Below are 23,408 nucleotides of genomic sequence, written 5' to 3' on the forward strand. Positions count from 1 at the left end.
CGCGCGTCCCGATGGTTCACGTATCGCGTTGCGATACGGCGAGTGGGAGAGACCCGTGCAGACCGACACCCTGGGCGAAGCCACGCCCGAAACCAGTCCCGGCCGACTCCTGGCCACCCCTACGGCGATGGCCCAGCACACACCCGCCGGCGTCGTCGGCAACACGCCACTGCTGTGGATCGGAGAACCGTTCTGCGGCGCCGGACAGGGGTTCTGGGCCAAGCTCGAAGGCCACAATCCCGGCGGCGTCAAGGACCGGCCCGCGCTGTACATGGTTGAACGCGCCCGCCAACGCGGGCAGCTCGCGCAGAAGGCGATGATCGTGGAGTCCACCAGCGGCACCCTCGGCCTGGGGCTGGCCCTGGCCGGCATCACCTACGGGCATCCGGTGGCGCTGGTCACCGACCCGGGAATGGAGCCGCTGATGCAGCGGCTGCTCACCGCCTACGGCGCGACCGTGCACACCGTCACCGAGCCCCACCTCAGCGGCGGGTGGCAGCAGGCCCGCCGGGACCGGGTACGGGAGCTCCTCGCGGACGAGCCCGGCTCCTACTGCCCCGACCAGTACAACAACCCCGACAACGTCGGGGCCTACACCTCGCTCGCCCACGAGCTCATCGCGCAGATGGGCCGGATCGACACCCTGGTGACCAGCGTGGGGACCGGCGGCCATTCGGCCGGCATCTCCCGGGCGCTGCGCCGGTTCTTCCCCGATCTCACGGTGGTGGGCGTCGACACGGTCGGCTCCACCATCTTCGGCCAGCCCGCCGCAGCGCGGCTGATGCGCGGCCTCGGCAGCAGCATCCACCCCCGCAACGTCGACTACGCAGCCTTCAACGAGGTCCACTGGGTGGACGCCGCCCAGGCCGTGCAGGCCGCCCGCACCCTGGCGGCCTCCCACTACGCCAGCGGAGGATGGAGCGTCGGCGCGGTCGCCACGGTGGCCCGCTGGCTCGCACGCACCCGTCCGGCGACCGAGCGCATCGCCGCGGTCTTCCCCGACGGGCCCCAGCGGCTACTTCGACACCGTCTTCAACGACGACTACTGCGCCGCACACGGCCTGCTCGACCGGCCGGTTCTCAACGAGCCCGACGAGATCGCCCATCCGCGCGAGCGCACCGTGACCCGCTGGACCCGCTGCACCGAAGTCGCCGATCCGCGCCGGCACGGCACCGCTGCGGCCACGGCACTGGAGGGACGGCGATGATCGAGACATGGAGGCGCCTGCGCGGCTTCGACCTCAGCGTGAAGCTGCTGATGGTCAACCAGCTGACCATCAACACCGGCTTCTACATGCTCATGCCCTACCTCGCTTTCCACCTCACCGACAGCGTGGGCATGGCCGTGTGGGCCGTCGGACTCGTCCTGGGAATGCGCAATCTGAGCCAGCAGGGCATGTTCCTCGTCGGCGGCAGCATCGCCGACCGGCTCGGCTACAAGCCGGCGATCCTGGCCGGCTGCGCCCTGCGCACCGTGGGCTTCGCCGCGCTGGGCTTCGCCGACTCCCTGCTGGTGCTCCTGCTGGCCTCGGCCGCGACCGGCTTCGCCGGGGCGCTGTTCAACCCGGCCGTGCGCGCCTATCTGGCCCAGGACGCCGGCGACCGGCGCGTCGACGCCTTCGCCCTGTTCAACGTCTTCTACCAGACCGGCATCCTCATCGGACCGCTGATCGGCATGGCGCTGATCGCCGTGGACTTCTCGGTGGTGGCAAGCGTCGCCGCGGCGCTGTTCCTGGCCCTGACCGTGCTGCAGGCCCGGGCGCTGCCCGCCCGGCGCGCCCCGGCCGTCCAGCAGCGCGCAGGCGTCCTCGGCGTGCTGGCGGATTGGCGCACCGTGGTGGCCAACCGCGGCTTCGTCGTCTTCACCATCGCCATGGCCGGGTCCTACGTCCTGAACTTCCAGGTGTATCTGGCGATCCCGTTGGCGGTCCAGGACTCCGTCGCAACGGCGGGCCTGGGTTCGGACAGCGGCAACGTGACGGTCGCGGCCCTGTTCGGGGTCTCGGCCCTGGTGGCGATCGTCGGCCAGGTCCGCGTCACCGACTGGGCGAAGCGCCGCTGGGACGCCGCGCAGGCGCTCCCGCGCGGCCTCACCGTCATGGCCCTGGCCTTCCTGCCGATCCTCGCGACGCCGCCCGTCGCCGGGGCCGTGCGCGATTCAACGGCGCCGCCCCTGGCCGTCGCCGCGCTCGTCGCGGCGCCGGCGATGCTCACCGTCGCCCTGCTCAGCCTCGGCACGGCACTCGTCTACCCCTTCGAGATGGACACGGTGGTCCGGCTGTCCGGGGACCGGCTGGTCGCCACCCATTACGGTCTCTACAACACCGTCTCCGGGATCGGTATCACGCTGGGCAACCTCCTCGTCGGAGCCGGCCTGGAACTCGATCCGCCGATCTCCACCACGGTTCCCTGGTTCGCCCTGGCGGCACTGGGAGCGGTGTGCGCGCTGAGCGTGGGACTGATCGGCCGGGCCGGCGGGATCACGGCCGCGACCCCGCCCACCGAACCCGCCACCTCCCCGGCGAAGTGACGGACGGGGCCGCGGTGCGGACGCCGCACCGCGGCCTCACTCGCGTTCAGCAGGGATGCGAGCGGTTCCGGCGCGAAGAAAGGCGGCCGGGCCGGTGCCGAGTCACCGGTCGGGGATACTGAGGGCCGATGGTGCGGTCGGGATGGGGAGGCGGCGGGAGCATGCGCGTGGCGGTCCGGCCGGGAGTGCGCGCAGCGGCCTTTGCGGCGTGGCTGGTGACCGCCGTCGTGGTCGGCGTCCCCATGCCGGATCTCGCCGTGCTGCGGGACTGGATCACCGCGGCCGGGCCGGTCGCACCTGCGTTGTATCTCGCCGGCTACGTCGCCGCCTCGCTCGTGTTCGTCCCCCGCCCACTGCTGAACGCGGCGGCGGGCGTCGTCTTCACCGCCTGGCTGGGCGTCGCGGCCGCGCTCGCCGGCGGGGTCGCCGCCGCTCTGGTCCAGTTCGGCCTGGCCCGTTTCCTGGCCCGCGACTTCGTCGCGGCGCGGCTGCCGTCCGCGGTCGTCGCGCGCCTCGACCGCCTCACCGATCGGCACGGCCTGCTGGCGGTGATCCAGTTGCGCCTGCTTCCCATCGTGCCCTTCGCCGCGGTCAACCACGGTTTCGGGCTCACCAGGCTGGGAGTTGCGCCCTTCGTGGCGGGGACCGCTCTGGGCAGCCTGCCGGCGACACTCGCCCTGGTCCTGCTCGGTGACACGATCACCGATCCGCTGTCCCCTGGATTCCTGCTCTCCGCCGCGCTCTTCGTCCTGCTCCTGGTCGCGAGCCGGCTGGTCGGGGTAGGCGCACGGCGGGCCGAACGCGCGGAGCGCCTCGCCGCATGACCGCACTCCTCACCGTGTCCACTGGTCCTCGCGGGCAGGATCGGCCGGACCCGGAATCGGGGGCGCGGTGGCCACCACGTCGACTCACCGCGTCCCAGCGCGAGGTCGATGCCCGACGCCGGTAGGGCCGCGTTCACGTCCTGGATCACCCGGAGTCGGGTGAGGCGCAGCGGGACGAGCGCCCACCACCGGCGTGGAGAGCGGGGGCGCCGAGGGTTCCCGGCGCCCCCGTGGTGGGATCAGTGGCCGCTGTGGTCCTGGCCCTCGTTCTGCTCGGCGCCGGTTCCCGTGGCGTCTCCGTCGAGCATGCCGGTCATCTGCCTGACGGCGGCGTGCTCGGACACTGGCAAAACGGCGGGTCCGGTCGCAGTTCCACTTCACCGATGCCCGTTGTGTAGTCTTCCTGCCGTGTTCGACCAGATCGCGAGAGCGCTGCGGCGGCCCTGGATCAAGGGGCTGCTGTCGACCTTGCTGGTCTGCGCCTTCCTGCTCTGCTCGATTTGCCACGCCGAGAGTCCCTCCGCTAAGGCTTCGCCGGGCCATGGCACGCACACCGCCGCGGAATCCGCTGAGTCTGGAGGAGCGGGGCCGACTGGAGCGCACGAGCACGCCGGAGACCATCACTGCGACGACAGCGATGTGCTACGGGCCGACCACCGCACCGGCGCGGTCAAGCTGCTCATGCTGCTCGCCCTCGGTGCAGCGCTGATTCCTGCGGTGTGGGCCGCCTCGCCGCAGGTGGGCACATGGAGTCGACTTCTCCGGCGGCGCCTGATTCCCCGAAGTGGAACGCAGCTACTGCTCTCCCTCTGCATCATCCGGGTCTAGACCAGCTTCCGGACGGCGCGTCCGTGGCAACGGGGCTCACGCCGTAAGACCCCCTTGCCGCCGCTCCACACATCCGTTCAGGGCACCTCACACCATTCGGAAGTGCCTCCCTTGTGCCCTGGTTCCCCCTGCGGCCGCGGTGCGGTCGGCCGATCACCCGTGAGCCGAGCCGGTCCCGTGCCTTGAGGCCGCGTGTGCCGTCCGCCTTCTCCTGCGGCCCCGGATCCCGCACCCCACCAGGCGTGCTGCGCCCCGACGCCCGCACCGGGTGATCGGGCCGCCGACCGCGCCCCCACTTGCCCCATGCATCGAGGAGTGAACCGCCCGTGACCGACAACGGCAACGCTAGGAAGCGCGTCATCACCGGATTCGGCGTCCTGGCCGCGAGCAGCCTGGTCCTGCCCGCCGGCGTCGCCCACGCCGAACCCGAACCGACCAAGGAAGAGGTCGAGCAGCGGATCGAGGAGCTCACCGAGGAGTCGAGCACCCTCGTCCAGGAGTACAACCAGGCCAAGGAGAACCTCGAAGCCGCAGAGAAGCGGATCGAGTCGCTGGAGGAGGAGGTCGGCGACGAAGAGGACCTCTACGAGGGGCTGCGCGACCAGGTCGCCCGGTTCGCCGCGGCCGCCTACAAGTCCGCCGACCTCGACTCCACCACGACCGTCCTCAGCGTGGAGGACCCCGAGGACATCCTCAACCAGTCTGCGGACCTGTCCTACCTCTCGGAGAACCAGCGGACCCAGCTCGAAGAGTTCGCCGGCTCCTCCGAACGCCTGATCAGGCTCAAGCAGGAGGCCGAGGACGCCCGCGACGAGGCCCAGGAGCAGACCGGCGACCTCGAGGAGCAGAAGGAGGAGGTCGAGGACAAGCTCGCCGAACAGGAGGAACTGCTCGCCGGCTTCGAGGGCGAGAACCCCACGGCCGGCGCCGCGTCGGATTCCGGCGGCGGTTCCTACACCGGTTCGGTCTCCGGCAGCGCCCGCGCGGCCCTGGACTTCGCCTACAGCAAGATCGGCACGCCCTACGTCTGGGGCGGAACCGGCCCCAACGGCTACGACTGCTCCGGCCTGATGCAGGCCGCCTGGGGCTCGGCCGGGGTCAGCATCCCCCGCACCACCTACGCCCAGTACGAACTGCCCAAAAAGGTCTCCCGGGCCGACCTCCAGCCCGGCGACATCATGTTCTTCTTCGAAGATCTCGGCCACAACGGCATGTACGCCGGAAACGGCCAGATGGTGCATGCCCCCAGCAGCGGCAAGACCGTCTCGGTGGTCGACCTCGCCGACTACTGGGACCAGCACTTCGTCGGAGCCGTCCGCCCCTGACCCCGAGGCGCCTCAGGCCGCGCCCCGAACAGGGCCTCCGTCCCGGCCTGGGGCGCCTCGGCTCCCGGACAAGGGAGGCTCTCAGGGCGATGAACTTCCCGCTCATCGCCCCGAGACCGCCATCCCACCCCGAATCGTTCGGCGCGACGCGATACCGCCTTCGCAGATCTCACCCTGGACGCGGTCACCCAGAGCGGGTCATCGCACGGCGGACGGCGTGGCACCGTTCAGGAGCCGGCCGACCGCCGGCGTCGTGATTCTCCGTGGTGAGCCCTACCCTCGTCCCCCGGGATCTCTGCCGTTCCACGCCGGATCAGACGACGCGGGCTCTCACGTTCCCACTCACTCAGTAGCCGGAGTAGCCGCTCTGTCGGCCGTACCACTGCTGGAGCCAGCCCTGCATCGTGTCGATCTGCTTGCTGTTGGACCGCCGGATGGTGTCACACAGATCGAGCAGAGCCGGATGTTCGGCCCGGTCGAGGCAGCGTTTGGAATCGGTGCCCGCCCCGCTGTGGTGGCGGATCATCGAGCGCATGAACCGGACCTCGTACCGTTCTCCGGACAGGTCCTCCAGCCGCCGCACCGACTGCTTGTCAGCGGGGCTCAACCGCGGCTCGTGGCCGACGCCGTACCAGTCCTGCAGCCAGCCCTGCATCTGCTCGATCTGCGCGGACTGGGAGTCGGCGATCGTCCGGCACAGATCCGCCAGCTTCTCGTGGGCCGCCTTCTCCACGTACGGCTGCGCCATCGCCACTGCCAGGGCATGGTGGTCGATCATGTTCTTCATGAAGTCGACCTCGAAGCGGGCCGTCTCCTGCTCGGCCGCCGGCTCGTCGGCCAACGCCGACGGCGCCGCGGCGAGGCCGCCGCCGAACAGGACCCCCGCGGCCAACGCCGCAGACGCGACCGCGGTCACCGGTCGGCGAAGGAACCGTATGCTCAGGGCGTTCATGGATGTCGCTCTTCCCCTCAGCCGAGGGAGGTGAGGAGGTCGTTGCACGCCTGTTCGCAGCGTCGGCAGGCTTCGGCGCAGACGCGGCAGTGATCGTGCATGTCGGCGTGGCGGGCGCACTCGTCGCCGCAGCTCTTGCACGCCTGCGCACATGCCTGGAGTACTTCGCGGGTGATGTTGGCGTCGTAGCCGGTGTGGCGGGACAGCACCCGTCCGGTCGTCAGGCAGATGTCGGCGCAGTCGTCGTTGGCGCGGACGCACTTGCGCAGCTCCGCCACCCGCTCCTCGCTGAGGCAGGCGTCGGCGCAGGCCGTGCAGGCCTGTGCGCAGGTGAAGCACTCCTGGATGCAGCGGGTGAGCTTGTCCCGGTCCAGGTGGCCCAGGCTCGCCGGATAGGTCTGGAGCATGTCACCGGCAACGGTCATCATCGACCTCCATGGTCGTCGATTACGATCGGCGACGGCCCGCTGCCCGAGCCTCGATGCCCCAAATCCGGTATCGAAGAACGATGGCTGCCCGTAGTAATCACCGATTCCTGCGGCCGTCGGTGGCCGGATCGGACGGCGCTCAGTGCCTCAGCTCCCAGCCTCGCGGGGCCGGTCGATTCGGTTCGCCGTCCGGCGGCGCCGAATGGCGATCCAGGCGCCCAGCGCGAGGGCGGGCGCGGCGTTGAGGATCGGGCCGATGGGGGAGAACTCCTGGGCGGGGGTGCGCAGCAGGTCGGCGTGGAACTGCTGGTTGACGCCCAGCAGCACGAACAGCACGCCGCCGGTGACCGCGACCGCGGGCCAGGAGCGCACGCGGGCGTTGAGCCAGCGCCCGGTGGCCAGGCCGACGGCGAACCGCACCAGCGTGGCCGCCGCCCCGACGACCAGCGGGATCCCGACCGGGTTGTAGCGCCACGACAGCGCCCAGTCGCCCTGCATCGCCGCCCACACCGAGCGGGTGCCGCCGCAGGCCGGATCCATGATCCCGGCGTAGTGCAGCAGCCCGTGCACGTCCACCGGCGGCAACCCGAACACCGCCATGAGCGCACCGACCACGAGGCCGCCGAACGCCGCCACCGCCAACCAGCGGTGCCGATCCCGAGCCTCGATCCGCAACTCCACCGAAGCCCTCCAGACGGCCATGCCTCTCCTCTTCTCACTACGAGATCCACGAGCACGGGGCGATGTCTCGGACACAGTGGTGGGCCTCCCCGACGATTTCCTGGAGACGGGACCCAGCCGACGGTCGGTCAGTTCGGTGGGCAGTTGCGTACCGTGGGCATCGCCTGGCACACCTGTACGTGGCTGGGGGCGAAGGGACCGGTGGGGCAGCAGGCCGTGTCGAGCAAGGTGGCGGCGGGACCGGCGAAGATCGCCAGTGGCACGGCGAGCAGTGCTGCGGTGGCGCCGCCGGTGATCGCCAATCGCATCCGGCCGAACGGGGTTACGCCGCTGATCAGGCGCCGTACACGGTCTCCGGTGCCCGATCCGCCGGCGGCGAAGGCACCGGCCGGATTCTGCTGACTCGCCACGTTGAGCAGGGCTTCGGCCGCCACGAGGCGGTGGGTGGAACGTGCCGCGGAATCGTCGGCGGCCAGTTCCATCAGCCTTGCCGTTTCGTCTCGGATCGCCGTGAAGAGGCGGAGCCGGGGGAACGCGGAGGTCAGACCGGCCGCGAAGGCCGCCACCAGGTCGTGGCGGGCACGCAGATGCGCTCGTTCGTGCGCGAGCACCGCCTGGAGCTGCTCGTCGCTGAGGACGGCCAGGGCACCGCTGGTCAGCACGATGCGCTGCCGCAGGCCCGGTAGGCAGTAGGCGGCGGGCACCGCGTGGTCGAGGACCACCGCGCCCAGACGCCCGTCCTGGCGGGCGAGCAGTCGCAGTGCCGCCAGGTGGCGGCGGCGGTCGGCGATCGCCCGCCACAGCGTCACGGCCACACGCCACCCGCAGCGAAGGAGTACCAGCAGGGCCAGTCCCACGCCGCTGATGCCGATCACCGCTCCGCCGGGGGTGGCGTATTGCGCGCGCAGGGCCACCAGGCAGGCCTGCAGAAGCTCGGCGAGGTCGGTGCCCACCCGCAGGTCCGGCACGCTCAGGGCGAGCCCGCCCATCACCAGGGATCCGATGAAGGCCAGGCTCAGCACCTGCCAGGCGATGATGCCCGACCGCGGCGCCCGTTCCACCCAGCGCGCCCGCCTCACGACATAGGGCCCGGCCACGGCCAGTAGAGCGGCGTAGGCCAGCAGCAGCAGCGCGATGATCACGCGAGGCCCTCGCGCCGCTTCGCGTCGTCCAGGGCGCCGCGCAACCCGGCGAGTTCATCGCTCGGCAGGCGCGCCACCAGACGGGACAGCACCGCCGCCTGGTCCGGCGCCGATTCGAGTGCCTCCTCGACAAGGCCGGTGGCGTAGTCCTCCTGCGAGGCAGCCGCCCAGTACCGGTAGCTGCGCCCCTCCTTGGACCGCTGCAGCCACCCCTTGCGGAACAGGATGTCCATCACCGTCTGCACCGTGGTGAAGGCGACCTTCCGCTCCCGGTTCAGGTCTTCGACCACATCGCGCACCCGCATCGGTTCACCGTTGGTCCACACGGACTGCATGATCGCCGCTTCGAGGTCACCGAACCGCGGCATCGAACTCCTTCTTTCCGTTCCCCTCTCGGGGATGACACGCCGTGGGCACCATGGCCCTCGCCGCGCAGGTCGCCCCGCTTTTGACGCGGATTCACCCAATCATCTTAGGTGATCGATGCAGAGTGGTACCGCTCAAGTGGCGCCTTGCTTGAGCTTCCGCAGTTCTTCCCTGGCCGCATGGATCTGCTCATCGAGTCGTTCGGATCGTCCGCTCGCGGCGGGCGCGGATCCGGTGGTGCGCTTCATACCGCAGCCATGGCCTCGACGCATCGGCCGCATGCAGCAGAAGTAGGTGAGGGTGAAGGCGCCGGCCACGGCGGCCAGGGGGAGAAGGAATTCCATCACGGCTGGTCCATCCTTGGCGCGGTGTCCGAACGGCTTTGCGTGCGCAGGGTCTGGATCTCGGCGCGCAGCCGGGCGAGTTCGCGCTCCTGTTCGGGGAGCCGGGAGTCAGCGGGCGTCGAGGTGCTGCCGGGGCGGCGCATCATCATCCACATCATCGCGCCCATGCCCAGGGGGCAGGCGAGCAGGGCCAGCAAGTACAACGCTTCCATTGGGACTCCTTAAGAAGTGGGATCGGTTCAGTGGCGGTCGTGGCGGCGCCGCAGTGTGCGCCGGAGTTTGCGTTCGGACAGCCGGCCGTGGCCGAAGGGCTCGCCGTCGAGCAGGACTCCGGGAGCGAAGAGCACTCGCGCGTCCTGGGCGAGTCGGCGGCCGATATCGCTGTGCAGATCGATCTCGGTGACATGGAGGTCGTAGTCGTTGCCGACGTCGTCCAGGACCTGCTTGGCGTGTTCGCACAGCCCGCAGTCGGTCTGGGTCAGCAGGGTGATCCGGAACATCACGCGCCACCCTGGTCCGGCCCGGCTTCCATATCGGCCAGGAGCTGGTCGACCGGGAGGTACATGATGTAGTTCGGTTCGCCGCCGTAGTCGGCGCGCCAACGGATTTCGCCTTCGGGTGAGATGAGCATGAAGGTGTGGCCGTTGCGGGTGTCGCCCATCATCCCGTAGGAGTTGGTGTCGTACTTCTCGGACACGGTGAGGTCGGTGTCGGCGAGCACGGGCGTGGACAGGCCCATGTCCCGCATCTTCTGCACCGAGACGTCCACGGGGTCGGTGGTGATGGACAGGATCTGGTCGACCCCGGCCGCCTCGATGTCGGCGGCGCGCTTCTCCAGGTCGGTGATCTGGTCGTAGCAGGCCTGGCACATCACGCCTTCCTGGAAGTACAGCAGCACACTCTGCCCGCGGTAATCCGAGAGGGAGATGTCCCCGCCGGTGCTGGACGGCAGGGCGAAGCCGGGCGCCTGCTCGCCCGGACCGGGCTCACCGATGGCGTAGGGGTACTTCTCTGAGCCGTGCACAGCGGTGGCGGCCCCGGATTCGGTGACGGCCCCTGACTCCGCCGGGCCTCGCTGAACGAGGAAGGCGACGCCGGCCACGACCGCGATGATCGCGATGGCGGCGCCCAAGATGGTCAAAAGCCCGTGGCGTCGCCGCGTGGCCGCGGTCGCCGAGCGCAGTGCTGCACTGCGCGGCCTGGTGGTGCGGTCAGTGCTCATCCGATGTGGTCTCCTCCGGACTCGTGGCGGTTTCGGACTTGGCATCCGCGGGCGCGGCATCGGCGCAGCATCCCGGGGGCGGCGCCTGGCCGGTGCGCCGACGCGAGGGGACGTCAGTGGACGGACGCGTGGAGCGCAGCGCCCGGCGGACCACGAGCACGGCCACGCACAGCAGCAGCAGACCGAAGACGAACCCCGGCAGCCAGGACAGCGCATCGGTGATCAGCGCCGCGTAGTGCTGCAGCTGCGCGGACAGCCGCACCTGCCAGCCGTCGTTGGGCACGCCGGGCCCCTTGGCAGCCGAGACCAGGGCGAGCACGCCCATCCCGACCAGCAGCACACCAGCGGCCGCGTTGCCGACCGACAACACATGCTCGCGACCGCCGCCGAGACGGATCCGCACGCTCCGTCCGCGCAGGAAGCGCTCCACACGGGCGGTCTGCCGGTCCCACAGCAGTGCCAGCACCACCAGCGGAGCCACCATCCCCGCCACATAGGCCAGCGCAACGCCCAGTGCGGCCAGGAGCGAGGTGGTCGCACCGGAAAGCACAACCACGCCCGCGAGCACCGGCGCGCAGCAGGCGCTGGCGATACCCGAGAAGACTCCAAGCGCGAAGACCGAACCGATCCCCCCGCCGTTCGGAGCGCTCCCGCCCGGCATCGGCAGCCGCAGCTTGACACCCGCCAGGACCGCCGCACCCGCCAGCAGCATCACCACGCCGCCGATCCCGAACAGCAGCGAATGGTGCGCCGACAACGCGGCCGAGACGGCGGCCGCGCCGAGGCCGATCGGCACGATGATCGCGGCGATCCCGGCGGCGAACACCAGCGTCGCGCCCACCACACGCCCCGGACTGCGAAAACCCGTGGCGAAATAGGCCGGCAGCATCACCGAGACACAGCACGGCGCCAGCAGCGCCACGAATCCCGCCAGAAACGACGCCAGCAGCGCCGTCCCGAACAGCACATCACTCATCGGCCATCCCCCGGCCTCCTCCCAGCGGCGGCGTGCCGGTGCACGCCCACACCAATATACCTAAGAACCTTAGTTGCTTAGGTATAGATGCAGAGAGAATTCGAGCGCACCGAATTGCGGATCCGCGTCGCCTCGGACGCACCCCCGTACGGCTCGAGCCAAAGGCGGTGGCAGGGTACACCTAACGCACCTAGTTGCTTAGGTTAGGAGCTCCTCGCCGGAGCTCCGTGTCGTCTTTTCCGCACTGCACCGAGGACTGCGCCCGACCGATGGACATCTCACAAATCGTCACCGCCGGCCCGCTGCTGCTGGCGATCCCTCTTGCACTGGCAGCCGGGGCCATCACGTTCCTGTCTCCGTGCTGCCTGCCGCTCGTACCCGGCTACCTCTCCTACGTCACCGGCATGTCAGGCACAGAAGGACAGCAGCGCGCGGCCACCGGGACACTCCGCGGCCGGACGGTGCTGGGCACCCTGCTGTTCACGGCCGGGTTCTCCGGCCTGTTCGCTGCCTACGGGGCGTTCTTCGGCAGTCTCGGCGGCCTGCTGCTCGAGTATCAGGACGTCATGGTCCGCGTCCTGGGCACCATCACCATCCTGCTCGGACTGATGTTCATGGGCGCCTTCCAGCGCATCCCGTGGACGGCGCGCAGCCTGAAGCCGCAGATCCAGCCGCGCGGCGGCGTGGCCGGCGCACCGCTGCTGGGCGTGCTGTTCGGGCTGGGCTGGACCCCGTGCATGGGTCCCACTCTCGCCGCGGTGCTGGCGCTGTCCACGGCTTCAGGCAGTGCGGGCCGAGGAGCGTTCCTCGCCTTCGTCTACGGCCTCGGCGTGGGACTGCCCTTCCTCATCGCGGCCGTCACCCTGACCAAGACCATGCGCGCGCTCGGCTGGGCCCGCCGACACGCACGGGCGGTCACCCGCATGGGCGGAGCGATGCTCATGCTGGTCGGCATCGCCCAGGTCAGCGGAGTGTGGACCGCCTTCATCCTGGCCATGCAGCAATGGGTGGGCGGCTACGAGCTGCCGCTGTAGCCGGCACGTCAGGCGATGCGCGCCCCTCAGCGCCCGTCGATCTCGGCCCGCAGGGCCCGGTACTCCTCCTGGCTGATTTCGCCCGCGGCCAGGCGCCGATCTAGCTCCCGCCGCACCTGCCCGCCCCCGGCCTCCGCCGGCGGCGGTCCCGACGCCGGTCCAGCGCTGAGCTGCCGGACCAGCCAGACGATCGCCACAACGATCAGCACCAGCAGGGCCAACCCGACCAGGCCCCACAGCAGCATCCACAGCATGCCGATGCCCATGCCGTCCATCACGATGACCAACTCCTTCGGCTTCTGGTGGCGATCCCGGAAGGAAACGCCTGCGCACCGTCCTAGGCGCTCTCCCGAGAGGGCTACCCAACGAATCCGCACTTTCACCTAATCTGTTTAGTTGTTAGGGTGCTGATGCGGCGGTCGGCACAGGCGGCCACGCAGGAGACCTCCTGCCCTTGTATGAGGCGGGACTACCGCGGCTGCCGCACGGGCGGTTTGCGCACGACGAGAACGCCGGCGAGCTGTGCGGGCGTGCGGGATCGGTGGAGCAGCCGGTGGGAAGCGGAGGGACGCAGAGACAGAGGGAGGAAGCGGCCGACGAAACAATGGGTGACCAGTAGACGCAGCGGGGCGGACAGCCGTCGGAGCCACGTGGCGGTGGGACGGGTGCAGTAGGCCAAAGCCACCACGCCACCGGGAGCAGCCACACGCAGGCACTCGTCCAAAGCGCCTTGAGGGTCGGCGGTCGTCTCCAATGACCAGGTGGCGACCACGGCGTCGAAGACGTCATCGGCGAAGGGCAGCCGCAGGGCGTCCGCAGTACCGGATAGACGGGGGCCATCACGCCATACGCGGCGTCGACCCGGACCGAGGAGTCCGCGTACCTTCTGCGCCGACGTCTCCGGACAGGTCCGGCCCAGCCCATCGTTCCTCCCCCGTCCGTGTCGGACCAGCACATGACCACCCAGGATCCGGGTAGCGGCGCGAACGAGAGGTGCCGGTGAGAGAGATGTTATTCCAGCAGTTCTGCCTCGAAGATCTGGGACACGCGTCATATCTGCTCGGCGATGAGAGGACCGGGCAGGCGCTGCTGTTCGACCCGCGGCGCGACGTCGACGACTACGTGCGGGCGGCCAGGGCGAAGGGACTGCGCATCGCCTACGCCTGCGACTCCCACGGCCACAACGACTACCTGTCCGGCATCTGCGAGATCGCCGACCGGATCCCCGGAGTGCGGGTGTGGGGATCGGCCGCCGCGGACCTGGGCTATGAGCACCGGTCGCTGCGCGACGGGGAGCAGATCGAGTTCGGCGACGTCGGCATCGAAGTGATGCACACCCCCGGACACACTCCGGAACACATCAGCCTGCTGGTGTTCGACCGCGCCGCCGGCGCCGAGCAGCCGGCCCTGCTGCTGTCCGGCGGGGCGTTGCTGGTCGGTGACCTGGCCCGGCCCGATCTGCTGGGCGGCCAGGAGCACGCCCACCGTGAGGCACGGGTCTTCTGCGAGACGATCCAGAACAAGCTCCTGCCACTGCCCGAGCACGTGGAGGTCTTCCCCACTCACATGGCCGGTTCGCTGTGCGGCGGCAGCATCGGTTCCCGCCTGTCCACCACGGTCGGATATGAGAAGCGCACCAACGCCGCCCTCGCCGCGGTCGCGGACGAGGACGAGTTCGTCCGCGAATGCATCCGGCTGGACAATCTGCCGGCGGTGCCCCCGTACTGGCGGCGCATGCGCACCGAGAACATGGCGGGCGCGGCCCCACTGGGCGTGCTCACCGAACCGCCCGCCCTACCGATCGAGGAGTTCGCCCGCCACGCCCAGGACGGCGCGGTGGTGCTGGACACCCGCGCACCCGAGGCCTTCGGCGGCGGCCACGTGCCCGGCGCCCTCAACGTCGAGCTCGGCTCGGCGTTCGCCACCTGGGCGGGCACGGTCCTGCCCGACAACGCCGACATCGCGCTCGTCCTCGACCGTCCGGATGACCTCTGGGCGGCCGTGTGGCCCCTGCTGCGCATCGGCTACCGCATGCCGATCGGCTGGCTGGCCGGCGGCATGACCGCCTGGCGCACCGCAGCCCGGCCGATCCAGACGATCCCGCAGATCACGGTGCACGAGCTCAAAGACAGGCTCGACGCCGGCGAGGTGAACCTGCTCGATGTCCGCCAGCCCGCCGAATGGGCGGCCGGTCATGTCCGGGGCGCGGCCTTCATCACCGGCGCCGAACTGCCCGACCGCCTCGGCGATGCACCCGTTGGAAACCCCTTGCCGTCGCCTGCGGCAGCGGCTACCGCTCCTCGGTCGCGGCCAGTCTGCTCGCTCGCGAACGCCGCACCTCCGTGATCAACGTACTCGGCGGCATGACCGGCTGGGAGCAGGCCGGCTACCCCGTCGACGCGTGACAGGGATCACGGATAACAGGAAGAACATCGCAGGAAAGGAGACCGGCATGGCCGAGAACAGCACCGCCTCGTGGAGCAGGCGAGTCGCGGCCACCCTGGCGACCGCAGCCGCGGCGCTGATGCTCGCAGGAACGGCACCGGCATTCGCCGCGACGGAGTCCGGCACGAACGAGATGGACTGCGGTTGCCCGCCCGGCATGCGGCAGATGATGCAGTCACCCGCCATGCAGGAGATGATGCAGAACCCGGGAATGGCGGAGATGATGCAGAACCCGGGAATGGCGCAGATGATGGAGGACTGCAAGATGGGCGGCGAGTGAGATCCCCCGTCAGGGGGCGGAGCGGCGCGTTTTTCTTCCGCTTCCGCTGAGGCGGCTCTCCGCCTCCAACGGGGATGTTCACTTCGGCGATGTCCTCGTCGCCGTCCCGACCGGAAAGAGGGCCCATCGGGTAAGGGACCGCCCTTACCCGATGCGCCCTCCTGCACGTGGCCGACCTCCACCGCGCCATCATTGAACGGTACGTAGGGGTCGGCCCATGAAAGGCGACGTACCACAGCAAAGCCGCGGCTCCCGTGGCCGATCCGGGCGACAGCGCAGGCTTCACAAACCACCGGCCGGGCAGAGCACGCCAGATCAAGGCACAGGCACTCGCCTCACCTCTCCGGCGCCATGTCCGCGATGTTGCCCGGCACGCCCTCGTCCTTGGACCGGGTATCGGACAGCTCTGCGTACACGATCAGCCGGTGCGTGTTCTCCAGCTTCGGGTAGCAGGTGGTGAGCGTCAGCAGGGCGCGCGACGGATCGTCGTTCTCCGGGTCGAACGGGTCGGGCCCGACCACCTCGGCTCGGTCAGGGGTGACAACCTCGCTGCCCACGACCTCATAAGTGTGGAAACTCCCCTGGTCCTCCACCACGATGTCGTCCCCCTCGTCCAAGAGGTCGAGGTCCCAGAACATGCCGGGCGCACGGTGGCCCGCGGCGGCGTAGTTACCGACCTGGCCGGCCTCGGCCGATCCCGGGTAGTGACCGGGGCGTAACGAATGTCCTCCTGGGTGACGCCGTTGACGACGACCCAGTTCAGATCGAGACCGGGGATGTACATGCGGCTGTCGGCCGAACCCGGGAGCGGCCGGGAGTCGGGGCCCTTCGACCTATCCCACTGCTGTTCGAGACCTTGGGCGAGCCGGTCCTGCTCGCGTTCGGTTTCGAACTGCTTGCCGTACAACTCATAAGCCGCGAACAGCATCATGACCAGCCCCGCGGTGAACACCAACTCACCGAGGACGCGGAAGAGACCGCGCACGACGCCACCCATGGACGGTCCGGCACGCCGCCCGGAACCGGGTCGGTCCATCTCCGCGTGCGCGGAGCTCTCTGCAGCACCTCCCTTGCGATCTCGCTGCCGCCCGGTCCATCTCCGCGTGCGCGGAGCTCTCAACTCGGTCTGGCTCACCACGCCCATCCTCGCCGGTCCATCTCCGCGTGCGCGGAGCTCTCTGCGGCGAGTTGACCGGGTGGAGCGCCCGGAGCGGTCCATCTCCGCGTGCGCGGAGCTCTCTCCGCGTCCGTCGCGGACGCTCGTGCGCGGACCGGTCCATCTCCGCGTGCGCGGAGCTCTCAGCAAATGACCTGCAGCAATGTGGCGCGTTATCGTATCGCAACCTCTCGTTTCGGCCAATCGCCTTTCCCTGCCAGGGTCTCCGGAACAGGCACCATGGCAACCCCATTCGGCTCCGTGCTGCCGATCCTATGCCTCGCCCACATGACCGGCCTTCCTCCAGACCGGATACCCACCCTGTTGAATCCCTGATTCCGGGAGCGCTGGAGCCTTCTCCTCGAACCGTCCCTGTTGTCCCCACTGCTTGACCAGCCGTCCCCAGCGGTCCTTGCGGTTGAAGCGGGCGGCGATCTCCTTGCCGCTGGGCAGTGAACCGTCATCGCGCCGGTTGTCCAGCGCCCACCGCCACGCCTCCACCTGGATCCTCGGTACGGCCTCGGACAGGTCCCCGGCAGCGGCGTCGACCCTCTCCCTGCCGTCACTCGGTGCTTCAACCACCCGCAGCCTGGAGCGCCGCTGCTCTCCGCCGAATACGGCACCATCCTCCATGTCGTCGGCGCGGACAGGCTCGGGCTCGGCTATCGGGCCGATCGGTCCAGGCTGCTCACCGCCTGCGATCGCAGTGCGTACGCCACGGGCACTCGCCCGGAACTCGCGCATCAGCAGTTCGTAGGCGCCCATCAGCGCGAAGCTCGGCCAGGCGTGGATCACCCGCGGCCACAGGGTGGGGTCGGCGACCGCGACGTTGGCGGCCAGTGACGCGGCGCTGCCCAGGACCAGCAGGGTCCACGGCAGGACCCCGCCGCGGCGGCCGTGGCGGGCGTCGGTGAGCAGCGCCATGGAGGAGGCGATAATCATGCCGTCTCGACCGACAGCGGGAACAGCGCCGCGCGCCAGGGCGGCTCGCCGTGGCGCTGGGCCAATTCGTACATGTGCGAGTAGGAGACCACGGCCGCGATGGCGGCCAGCATGAGCACGGCGGTGATGGTGGTCCAGCGGGACCAGCGAGAGGCTTCCATCCCGATCACCGCCCGTCCTCGGACGGGCGGACGCCCCGGCCGCAGGCCGGGAGCTCCACGCGTTCCTCGATGACGAGCTGGCCCGCGTTCCCATCTGCGTGGCACCCTGCAGGGGGCACCCAGAGGACAGCAGCGAAAACCCCGGTGGACCAGGCGATACGCCAGGTTCCGGGGTTTCTTCATGTGTGCAGCCGTGCGTCACCGAGAGCGGCCCGTTGCGGGGGTTCCCGGAATATACGCGGAATGCCCCCGAACCACGTCCGGCCAGGTCAGCCGTTGAAAAAGCCCCGGCGTCGGCCGGGGCTGCACACTACTTCAGTTCGTCGTCTATCCGCCCGAACCAGCGGTCGTCGTCGCCGTCGAGGCAATGGGCGTAGACCCGGTAGAGGACCTCCACACTGTGCCCCGCCCACTCCGCGACGAGCGCCGGAGGAGTGCCCGCGTTGAGCCGCAGCGACACCCCCGCGTGCCGGAAGTCGTACGGAGTCGCCGCGAGCGGTGAGGCCGCCTGCTCTCCGGTGAACGCCTTCCCCCGCGCCACCTGCAGGACGCGCTACAGCGTCGAAGGCCGGTAGCGCCCGCCCCGGTAGGTGCGGAACAGCCGGCCGTTCGCATCGGCCCCGTACTCCTCGATGTGCCGACGCAGCAAGGCCACCAGGTCCGGAGGGACCGGCACCCGGCGCCGCGTGTTCAGTGGCCGCCCCTTGAGCCCCCGTTCCTCGTGCACCTCCCCGTCGTCCGTCCAGTCCTTACCGGCCGCTGAGTGCACGGTCTCGAAGTCCAGCACGCCCCATCCTTCTTCGGGCAGTTCGCAGGACTTCTCCTTCAAGGAGATCGCCTCCTGTGGCCGGAGCATGCCGTAGTACATGCACCCGAACAGCGCCACCAGCCGAGGCCCCTGCGTACGCCCGACCTGCCGAACGCCGTCGAGGAGCGTCCGCATCTGCTCTGAGTTGGCGACCCGCCGCCGGTCCACCTCGGTCACGACCGCCGGAGGCCTCCAGTCATCGGCCCCCTTGTCATCGAGCGGATTGGCCCGCAGCCGGTTCAGCCGAACCGCGTACTTCAACGCCGCCGAGAACGTCCGCCGACGACGGCGTTAGTACTCGGGAGCGGCAGGCTTTCCGTCCAGCTTCCGGGCACAGGCGTCCAGCGCCTTCGTGACCGTGCCGACCTCTTCGAGCGCGACGAGCGGCACCGAGTTGCGCGCCAGCCGGCGCAAAGCCGCATCGATCTCCGGAGGTTTCGGCTCATCGCGCCGGGTCACGTTGAAGGACCAGCGCCGCAGCGCCCGCCGCAACACCTCGGCATCGGGAGCGCCCCGCTTGTTCTTGGCAGGGACCACGGTGACCGCCACCAGCCCTTCGGCCATGGAGACCCGTTTGAACCTCCCCGGGTTTGATCGAGACTCTCTAGCTTGAGAGGACCATCCCGATATGTCCCGAAAGTACCCTCAGGACCTCAAGGACCGCGCTGTGCGGCTGGTCCTGGACACCGAGATCGCGCGCGTTCACGCCGACGACTACGGTGTCTACGGCGCGGTGAAGGTCTGGCGGGAGCTCAACCGGCAGGGCCAGAAGGTGGCGCGCTGCACCGTCGAGCGCCTCATGACCGAGACGGGCCTGCGCGGGGCGGTGCGGGGCACGCAGGTGCGCACCACCGGGGCCGACCCGGCCGCGGAGCGGGCCGGGGACCTGGTGGAGCGCGGCTTCGTGGCCACCGCGCCCAACCGCACCCGGGTCGCTGACTTCACCCACGTACCCACCGATGCCGGCGTGGTCTATGTGGCCTTCGTCGTCGATACCTACTCCCGGGCGGCGGCGAGGTCCAAACAGGCGGTACTGGTGCTCTCGGCGCTGGAGACGGGCCTGTGGCGCCGTGACCGCCGCGGACACCCGGTGCGCCCGGGCGAGCCGGTCCACCACTCTGACGCCGGGTCGCAGTACAGCTCGTTCCTGTTCACCTCCCACCTGGCCAGCGAGCGCATCGCGGCCTCGATCGGCAGTGTCGGCGATGCCTACGACAACGCACTGATGGAATCAGCGATCGGGCTGTGCAAGACCGAGCTGATCACGCCCCGCCGCCCATGGAAGACCCTGGGCGAGGTCGAGCCGGCCACCGCCGAGTGGGCCGACCGGTACAACACCACCCGCCTGCACGGCGAGATCGACCACGTCCCACCCGAGGAGTACGAGACCGCCTACTACGCCAAAACCCCCAAAAACCACACCTCACAACAAAGAACACGAGCCTCTAACGAACCCGGGGAGGTTCATGTTCTTCAACCAAGCATGCTTCACCGGCAGCCGGGTGTTCTTCAACCAAGCGAACTTCAACGGCGGCGAGGTGGAGTCTCACCACACGAAGTTCACCGGCGGCCAAATATTTCTCAACCAGGCGAAGTTTTCCGGTAGCACGGTGGCCTTCACCGATGCAGTATTCGCCGACGGCCGGGTGGACTTCGCGGGGGACCCGGACGCGACGCCGAAGCCGCGACCACCGGCATCGGGCACGTGTCCGGACGGATTGGCGGAGGCTGCGCCGAGTGTGGTGCGGTTGCCGCCGGAGTGGGAGCCTGCGAGCACCGAGTCCGCGGAGGGCTATCGTCGGTAAGGTTTATCGGAACCCAGAAAACGGACATTTCGCCGCGCTTCAGCAGCAGGCTCTCAGCGCGGAATTCCGCTCTGGTGTCCCCCTGGCCCCGACTCCGCGGCTCACTGCAGCTCCAGAAACCGAGGGCCGTCTAGAACCGCTCGGGGACCCCGATGCGGGCGTTACCGGCGGTCAGCCCTCGCCATCCTCCCCGCGCAGCTCCGCCAGCAATTCCGCGGCGAGTCTCTGCTTGTCGACGTCGCCGACCGCGGCGAACGCCTCGACCGCGCGCTCCAGCGCCTCCACAGCCTCCCCCACCCGTCCCTGGCCGGCCAGCAGGACGCCGAGGTTGAACAGGGCTTTGGTGTGTCCGGCGTCCACGGCCCGGCGGAAGTAGCCTTCGGCTTCTTGGGGGCGGTCCTGCGCGGCCAGCAGGACGCCGAGGTTGAGCAGGGCGTCGATGTGTCCGGCGTCGGCGGCCCGGCGGTACCAGGCCTCGGCTTCTTGAGAGCGGTCCTGCGCGGCCAGCAGGACGCCGAGGTTGAACAGGGCGCCGGTGTCGCCGGCGTCGGCGGCCCGGCGATACCGGGTCTCGGCCTCCCCCGCCCGCCCCTGGCCGGCCAGCAGGAGGCCGAGGTTGTTCAGGGCTTTGGTGTGTCCGGCGTCGGCGGCCCGGCGGTAGGCCTCCTCGGCCTCCCCCACCCGCCTCTGGCCGGCCAGCAGGACGCCGAGGTTGTTCAGGGCGCCAGTGTATCCGGCGTCGACGGCCCTGCGGAAGTAGCCCTCGGCTTCTTGGGGGCGGTCCTGCGCGGCCAGCAGGACGCCGAGGTTGAACAGGGCGTCGGTGTCGCCGGCGTCGACGGCCCGGCGGTAGGCCTCCTCGGCTTCTTGAGAGCGGTCCTGCGCGGCCAGCAGGACGCCGAGGTTGAACAGGGCTTTGGTGTGTCCGGCGTCGGCGGCCCGGCGGTACCAGGCCTCGGCTTCTTGGAGGCGGTCCTGCGCGGCCAGCAGGAGGCCGAGGTTGAGCAGGGCGTCGATGTCGCCGGCGTCGACGGCCCGGCGGTACCAGGCCTCGGCTTCTTGAGAGCGGTCCTGCGCGGCCAGCAGGAGGCCGAGGTTGAACAGGGCTTTGGTGTGTCCGGCGTCGGCGGCCCGGCGGTACCAGGCCTCGGCCTCCCCCGCCCGCCCCTGGTCGGCGAGCAGGAGGCCGAGGTTGTTCAGGGCTTTGGTGTTGCCGGCGTCGACGGCCCGGCGGTAGGCCTCCTCGGCTTCTTGGGGGCGGTCCTGCTCGTCCAGCAGGAGGCCGAGGTTGAACAGGGCGCCGGTGTGTCCGGCGTCGACGGCCCGGCGGTACCAGGCCTCGGCTTGGTCGGGGTTGCCGCCCTCTTCGGCCCAGATGCCCATGAGGTTCATGGCGCGGGGGTGGCCGTCGCGGGCCAGGGGCTCGCAGACGGCCACAGCGGTGTCGCGGTGGCCGGCTTCGTCGGCGTTGTCGGCGATGGTGATGCGTTCGTCGTCGCCGGCGGCGCAGGCCAGGGCGGTCTGCCAGGTGGGGGCGGGGATGGGGGCGGTGGCGGCTTCGACGAGGTAGTCGAAGGCGCGCCAGCACTCCTGGTCTCCGTCGGCGGGCACCAGCAGGCTGCTCACCCCCAGCCGGACCTGCTGGGCCCAGTCCAGGGCATCGTCGAAAGGCTCGGGGCGCAGTGCGGCCGCCCCGGCCAGGTAGGGCCGGTGGGCCTGCTGCAGTATCTGACGGGTGAGGGCGGCGAGCAGGCCGGTACGGGCCAGGTCGACGGCGGCGGCGACCAGGGCGTGGCCGCGGGGATGACCGCCGCGGGTACTGGAGCGGCGGGCGTTGCGCCACTCGGCGAGCAGGTCGGGGCCGGCGGCCAGGTATTCGGCGATGCCGTGCACCCCGTGGCGGGCCACCGCCTCGTCCAACCGCTCATCCCCGACCGCAGCCGCCCGATCGGTCTCGCCTGCGGACCAGACCCGGTCGACTTCGACGGTGTCGAAGCACTTGAGCAGGGCGGCGGTGTCGTCCCGCTCGCTGCGCACCTCCAACCACTCCTGGCCGGTGGTGGCCAGAGCGCCGGGACGGTAGGCATCGAGGAACTCCGAGCGCATCGTGGCCACCACGGCCGCACCGGCGCGTCTGAGCGCCTGCAGGGTGTCCTCGGTCAGCCCGATCCGGCCCAGGCCCAGGTAGCGGTGGAGGTCGTCCAGCCACACCACCACCCCGCCCTCCGGCAGCGGCGGCGCGGTGAGGCGGGCGGCCAGGGCATGCAGGTCGGTACTGGGGGAGGGGGCGATGAGGCGGCGGCCGGGCAGGGCGTTTTTGAGGGCCTGCAGGGCGGCGCGGGACTTGCCCGCGGTGGAGTCCCCGGCCACCAGCACCGGCCTGCCCCCGGACGCAGCCCGGGTGAGGTGCTGCTCCAGCTCGGCGTCGACGTCGCGGGCCACATAGGGCGGCAGCGCCGACCCGTCGGATCCGGGCCGGGCCGCATGCACTCCCAGCTCCCGCGGATCGGCCTGTCCCACACGCACCGCCGAAGCCACCCGGTCAAGAGCCCCGGGCGGTTGTTCGGCGGGCGGGAGCTGGTTGAACATCATGGTGTGGGCGGTGTAGGTGTCCCCGGTGTTGCCGCTGACCTGCTGCACCGGCCCGCCAACCTCCCTGGCCTGCACCGCCGAGCCGCTGACATCGCCCACCGAGTTGGCCACGCCTCCGGCCGGGACCTCAGCCGACGACGGCGTCGGCGGGGGCTGGGTTTGCGCTCGGGCCAGCACCAGCGCCAGAACCAGCGACGGCACCGCGGTGACGAACGAGCCCGCCCCGGCGATCCAGGACAGCTTCTCCAGACCCGGCAGGTAGTACAGCGCCACCGCCAGTCCCGCACACGCCGCGGCCGCCGAACCGCCGACCCACACCCACACCCACCGCATGCACCGATTCTGGCGGAGACCAGGACCAGCCCCGCACCCGCAGGCCACCCCGTGACCGCAACCGGTCCCCAAGGTTCTACCGGCGGAGGACGCGCACCGGTCGGGGCGCTAGGTCGGGCTGCGGCCGGACACCAGAACAGGGGGCCTCGTGGGCATGCGTCGTGGTGGTGGTCTGCTGGTGGCCGGGCTGGTCCTGCTGGGGCCGCTGGCGGCCTGTAGCGGCGAGGACGACGG

At 70.2% G+C, this 23,408-nt stretch carries 27 protein-coding genes and 1 CRISPR repeat array; of the genes, 8 read left to right on the forward strand and 19 right to left on the reverse strand.

Features of this window, described 5'->3' with window-relative positions:
• The first annotated feature begins 55 nt into the window (after window positions 1-55).
• From HDA32_RS31540 to HDA32_RS22825, 4 genes are all read left to right on the forward strand, one after another.
• Window positions 56-2,530: a pyridoxal-phosphate dependent enzyme gene (locus HDA32_RS31540; RefSeq protein WP_312863291.1), complete on the forward strand. Its 2,475-nt coding sequence runs from the start codon at window positions 56-58 to the stop codon at window positions 2,528-2,530.
• Window positions 2,531-2,691: 161 nt separating this feature from the next.
• On the forward strand, window positions 2,692-3,354 hold the full coding sequence (locus tag HDA32_RS22815) for a TVP38/TMEM64 family protein (RefSeq protein WP_179645144.1): 663 nt from the start codon (window positions 2,692-2,694) through the stop codon (window positions 3,352-3,354).
• Window positions 3,355-3,762: 408 nt separating this feature from the next.
• Window positions 3,763-4,182 (forward strand): hypothetical protein, encoded by a 420-nt coding sequence (locus HDA32_RS22820; protein ID WP_179645145.1) that lies wholly within the window; start codon window positions 3,763-3,765, stop codon window positions 4,180-4,182.
• Between the two features lie 326 nt (window positions 4,183-4,508).
• Complete coding sequence (locus HDA32_RS22825; protein ID WP_179645146.1) at window positions 4,509-5,507, forward strand: C40 family peptidase; 999 nt, start codon at window positions 4,509-4,511, stop codon at window positions 5,505-5,507.
• 346 nt (window positions 5,508-5,853) lie between these two features.
• Here HDA32_RS22825 and HDA32_RS22830 read toward each other — a convergent pair whose 3' ends face one another.
• The 10 genes from HDA32_RS22830 to HDA32_RS22875 all read right to left on the reverse strand — a co-directional run bounded on the left by HDA32_RS22830 (window position 5,854) and on the right by HDA32_RS22875 (window position 11,618).
• Window positions 5,854-6,459 (reverse strand): DUF305 domain-containing protein, encoded by a 606-nt coding sequence (locus HDA32_RS22830; RefSeq protein WP_179645147.1) that lies wholly within the window; start codon window positions 6,457-6,459, stop codon window positions 5,854-5,856.
• A 17-nt stretch (window positions 6,460-6,476) separates the two neighbouring features.
• The gene (locus tag HDA32_RS22835) at window positions 6,477-6,884 is read right to left on the reverse strand and encodes a four-helix bundle copper-binding protein (RefSeq protein WP_179645148.1); all 408 of its coding nucleotides are present in this window, start codon (window positions 6,882-6,884) and stop codon (window positions 6,477-6,479) included.
• A gap of 150 nt (window positions 6,885-7,034) precedes the next feature.
• On the reverse strand, window positions 7,035-7,589 hold the full coding sequence (locus HDA32_RS22840; RefSeq protein ID WP_179645149.1) for a DUF2752 domain-containing protein: 555 nt from the start codon (window positions 7,587-7,589) through the stop codon (window positions 7,035-7,037).
• A 107-nt stretch (window positions 7,590-7,696) separates the two neighbouring features.
• Window positions 7,697-8,710 (reverse strand): M56 family metallopeptidase, encoded by a 1,014-nt coding sequence (locus tag HDA32_RS22845; protein WP_179645150.1) that lies wholly within the window; start codon window positions 8,708-8,710, stop codon window positions 7,697-7,699.
• Window positions 8,707-9,078 (reverse strand): BlaI/MecI/CopY family transcriptional regulator, encoded by a 372-nt coding sequence (locus tag HDA32_RS22850; protein WP_179645151.1) that lies wholly within the window; start codon window positions 9,076-9,078, stop codon window positions 8,707-8,709. The genes HDA32_RS22845 and HDA32_RS22850 overlap by 4 nt, the downstream gene beginning before the upstream one ends.
• Window positions 9,079-9,210: 132 nt before the next feature.
• Window positions 9,211-9,420: a hypothetical protein gene (locus HDA32_RS22855; protein WP_179645152.1), complete on the reverse strand. Its 210-nt coding sequence runs from the start codon at window positions 9,418-9,420 to the stop codon at window positions 9,211-9,213.
• The gene (locus HDA32_RS22860; RefSeq protein ID WP_179645153.1) at window positions 9,420-9,632 is read right to left on the reverse strand and encodes a hypothetical protein; all 213 of its coding nucleotides are present in this window, start codon (window positions 9,630-9,632) and stop codon (window positions 9,420-9,422) included. Before HDA32_RS22860 ends, HDA32_RS22855 begins: the two co-directional genes overlap by 1 nt.
• Before the next feature lie 27 nt (window positions 9,633-9,659).
• Entirely contained in the window at window positions 9,660-9,920 is a 261-nt protein-coding gene (locus HDA32_RS22865; protein WP_179645154.1) for a glutaredoxin family protein, read from the reverse strand.
• Window positions 9,920-10,642, reverse strand: coding sequence for a peroxiredoxin family protein (locus HDA32_RS22870; RefSeq protein ID WP_179645155.1), 723 nt, complete (start codon window positions 10,640-10,642; stop codon window positions 9,920-9,922). Before HDA32_RS22870 ends, HDA32_RS22865 begins: the two co-directional genes overlap by 1 nt.
• Window positions 10,632-11,618 (reverse strand): cytochrome c biogenesis CcdA family protein, encoded by a 987-nt coding sequence (locus tag HDA32_RS22875; RefSeq protein ID WP_179645156.1) that lies wholly within the window; start codon window positions 11,616-11,618, stop codon window positions 10,632-10,634. The genes HDA32_RS22870 and HDA32_RS22875 overlap by 11 nt, the downstream gene beginning before the upstream one ends.
• Window positions 11,619-11,887: 269 nt before the next feature.
• Here HDA32_RS22875 and HDA32_RS22880 point away from each other — a divergent pair, with 269 nt between their 5' ends.
• On the forward strand, window positions 11,888-12,652 hold the full coding sequence (locus tag HDA32_RS22880; protein WP_179645157.1) for a cytochrome c biogenesis CcdA family protein: 765 nt from the start codon (window positions 11,888-11,890) through the stop codon (window positions 12,650-12,652).
• A gap of 26 nt (window positions 12,653-12,678) precedes the next feature.
• Here the strand turns inward: HDA32_RS22880 and HDA32_RS22885 are convergent, their stop codons facing one another.
• Together HDA32_RS22885 and HDA32_RS22890 are read right to left on the reverse strand one after the other, a co-directional pair.
• Window positions 12,679-12,930: an SHOCT domain-containing protein gene (locus tag HDA32_RS22885; RefSeq protein WP_312863438.1), complete on the reverse strand. Its 252-nt coding sequence runs from the start codon at window positions 12,928-12,930 to the stop codon at window positions 12,679-12,681.
• 191 nt (window positions 12,931-13,121) lie between these two features.
• Complete coding sequence (locus HDA32_RS22890) at window positions 13,122-13,706, reverse strand: class I SAM-dependent methyltransferase (RefSeq protein WP_246334458.1); 585 nt, start codon at window positions 13,704-13,706, stop codon at window positions 13,122-13,124.
• Here HDA32_RS22890 and HDA32_RS22895 point away from each other — a divergent pair.
• Together HDA32_RS22895 and HDA32_RS22900 are read left to right on the forward strand one after the other, a co-directional pair.
• Window positions 13,661-14,998 (forward strand): MBL fold metallo-hydrolase, encoded by a 1,338-nt coding sequence (locus tag HDA32_RS22895; RefSeq protein ID WP_218882561.1) that lies wholly within the window; start codon window positions 13,661-13,663, stop codon window positions 14,996-14,998. The two genes, HDA32_RS22890 and HDA32_RS22895, sit on opposite strands and share 46 nt — an antisense overlap.
• A 106-nt stretch (window positions 14,999-15,104) precedes the next feature.
• A complete protein-coding gene (locus tag HDA32_RS22900) occupies window positions 15,105-15,377 on the forward strand; it encodes a hypothetical protein (RefSeq protein ID WP_179645159.1) in 273 nt (90 codons plus the stop codon).
• Between the two features lie 335 nt (window positions 15,378-15,712).
• Here the strand turns inward: HDA32_RS22900 and HDA32_RS31885 are convergent, their stop codons facing one another.
• From HDA32_RS31885 to HDA32_RS22925, 6 genes are all read right to left on the reverse strand, one after another.
• Window positions 15,713-16,135 carry a sortase gene (locus HDA32_RS31885; protein WP_312863439.1) on the reverse strand — a complete coding sequence of 141 codons (423 nt, stop codon included), beginning with the start codon at window positions 16,133-16,135 and terminating at the stop codon, window positions 15,713-15,715.
• Between the two features lie 270 nt (window positions 16,136-16,405).
• Window positions 16,406-16,678: a CRISPR direct-repeat array (repeat unit 29 nt; unit sequence CGGTCCATCTCCGCGTGCGCGGAGCTCTC).
• 128 nt (window positions 16,679-16,806) lie between these two features.
• Window positions 16,807-17,475 (reverse strand): hypothetical protein, encoded by a 669-nt coding sequence (locus tag HDA32_RS22910; RefSeq protein WP_281370406.1) that lies wholly within the window; start codon window positions 17,473-17,475, stop codon window positions 16,807-16,809.
• Window positions 17,472-17,636: a DUF2637 domain-containing protein gene (locus tag HDA32_RS31545; RefSeq protein ID WP_281370521.1), complete on the reverse strand. Its 165-nt coding sequence runs from the start codon at window positions 17,634-17,636 to the stop codon at window positions 17,472-17,474. Before HDA32_RS31545 ends, HDA32_RS22910 begins: the two co-directional genes overlap by 4 nt.
• A gap of 310 nt (window positions 17,637-17,946) precedes the next feature.
• Window positions 17,947-18,177 carry a site-specific integrase gene (locus HDA32_RS22915; RefSeq protein WP_179645160.1) on the reverse strand — a complete coding sequence of 77 codons (231 nt, stop codon included), beginning with the start codon at window positions 18,175-18,177 and terminating at the stop codon, window positions 17,947-17,949.
• Window positions 18,178-18,189: 12 nt separating this feature from the next.
• The gene (locus tag HDA32_RS22920; protein ID WP_179645161.1) at window positions 18,190-18,705 is read right to left on the reverse strand and encodes a site-specific integrase; all 516 of its coding nucleotides are present in this window, start codon (window positions 18,703-18,705) and stop codon (window positions 18,190-18,192) included.
• 30 nt (window positions 18,706-18,735) lie between these two features.
• Window positions 18,736-19,008 (reverse strand): hypothetical protein, encoded by a 273-nt coding sequence (locus tag HDA32_RS22925; RefSeq protein ID WP_179645162.1) that lies wholly within the window; start codon window positions 19,006-19,008, stop codon window positions 18,736-18,738.
• A 64-nt stretch (window positions 19,009-19,072) separates the two neighbouring features.
• On the opposite strand from HDA32_RS22925, the gene HDA32_RS22930 reads away from it, so the two are divergent.
• Window positions 19,073-20,050, forward strand: a complete 978-nt coding sequence (locus HDA32_RS22930; protein ID WP_179645163.1) for an IS3 family transposase — start codon at window positions 19,073-19,075, stop codon at window positions 20,048-20,050.
• 370 nt (window positions 20,051-20,420) lie between these two features.
• Here the strand turns inward: HDA32_RS22930 and HDA32_RS31550 are convergent, their stop codons facing one another.
• Window positions 20,421-23,174 carry a tetratricopeptide repeat protein gene (locus tag HDA32_RS31550; protein WP_179645164.1) on the reverse strand — a complete coding sequence of 918 codons (2,754 nt, stop codon included), beginning with the start codon at window positions 23,172-23,174 and terminating at the stop codon, window positions 20,421-20,423.
• Window positions 23,175-23,408 lie beyond the last annotated feature (234 nt).

Source organism: Spinactinospora alkalitolerans, assembly GCF_013408795.1.
Classification (GTDB): Bacteria; Actinomycetota; Actinomycetes; order Streptosporangiales; family Streptosporangiaceae; genus Spinactinospora; species Spinactinospora alkalitolerans.

Excerpts from the sequence above, each read along its gene's own strand:
- HDA32_RS22815 (WP_179645144.1), top strand. The coding sequence starts at position 2,692 with ATGCGCGTGGCGGTCCGGCCGGGAGTGCGCGCAGCGGCCTTTGCGGCG.
- HDA32_RS22830 (WP_179645147.1), bottom strand. The coding sequence starts at position 6,459 with ATGAACGCCCTGAGCATACGGTTCCTTCGCCGACCGGTGACCGCGGTC.
- HDA32_RS22835 (WP_179645148.1), bottom strand. The coding sequence starts at position 6,884 with ATGACCGTTGCCGGTGACATGCTCCAGACCTATCCGGCGAGCCTGGGC.
- HDA32_RS22840 (WP_179645149.1), bottom strand. The coding sequence starts at position 7,589 with ATGGCCGTCTGGAGGGCTTCGGTGGAGTTGCGGATCGAGGCTCGGGAT.
- HDA32_RS22850 (WP_179645151.1), bottom strand. The coding sequence starts at position 9,078 with ATGCCGCGGTTCGGTGACCTCGAAGCGGCGATCATGCAGTCCGTGTGG.
- HDA32_RS22855 (WP_179645152.1), bottom strand. The coding sequence starts at position 9,420 with ATGGAATTCCTTCTCCCCCTGGCCGCCGTGGCCGGCGCCTTCACCCTC.
- HDA32_RS22860 (WP_179645153.1), bottom strand. The coding sequence starts at position 9,632 with ATGGAAGCGTTGTACTTGCTGGCCCTGCTCGCCTGCCCCCTGGGCATG.
- HDA32_RS22865 (WP_179645154.1), bottom strand. The coding sequence starts at position 9,920 with ATGTTCCGGATCACCCTGCTGACCCAGACCGACTGCGGGCTGTGCGAA.
- HDA32_RS22870 (WP_179645155.1), bottom strand. The coding sequence starts at position 10,642 with ATGAGCACTGACCGCACCACCAGGCCGCGCAGTGCAGCACTGCGCTCG.
- HDA32_RS22875 (WP_179645156.1), bottom strand. The coding sequence starts at position 11,618 with ATGAGTGATGTGCTGTTCGGGACGGCGCTGCTGGCGTCGTTTCTGGCG.
- HDA32_RS22880 (WP_179645157.1), top strand. The coding sequence starts at position 11,888 with ATGGACATCTCACAAATCGTCACCGCCGGCCCGCTGCTGCTGGCGATC.
- HDA32_RS22895 (WP_218882561.1), top strand. The coding sequence starts at position 13,661 with ATGTTATTCCAGCAGTTCTGCCTCGAAGATCTGGGACACGCGTCATAT.
- HDA32_RS22890 (WP_246334458.1), bottom strand. The coding sequence starts at position 13,706 with ATGACGCGTGTCCCAGATCTTCGAGGCAGAACTGCTGGAATAACATCT.
- HDA32_RS22900 (WP_179645159.1), top strand. The coding sequence starts at position 15,105 with ATGGCCGAGAACAGCACCGCCTCGTGGAGCAGGCGAGTCGCGGCCACC.
- HDA32_RS22910 (WP_281370406.1), bottom strand. The coding sequence starts at position 17,475 with ATGATTATCGCCTCCTCCATGGCGCTGCTCACCGACGCCCGCCACGGC.
- HDA32_RS31545 (WP_281370521.1), bottom strand. The coding sequence starts at position 17,636 with ATGGAAGCCTCTCGCTGGTCCCGCTGGACCACCATCACCGCCGTGCTC.
- HDA32_RS22925 (WP_179645162.1), bottom strand. The coding sequence starts at position 19,008 with ATGGCCGAAGGGCTGGTGGCGGTCACCGTGGTCCCTGCCAAGAACAAG.
- HDA32_RS22930 (WP_179645163.1), top strand. The coding sequence starts at position 19,073 with ATGTCCCGAAAGTACCCTCAGGACCTCAAGGACCGCGCTGTGCGGCTG.
- HDA32_RS31550 (WP_179645164.1), bottom strand. The coding sequence starts at position 23,174 with ATGCGGTGGGTGTGGGTGTGGGTCGGCGGTTCGGCGGCCGCGGCGTGT.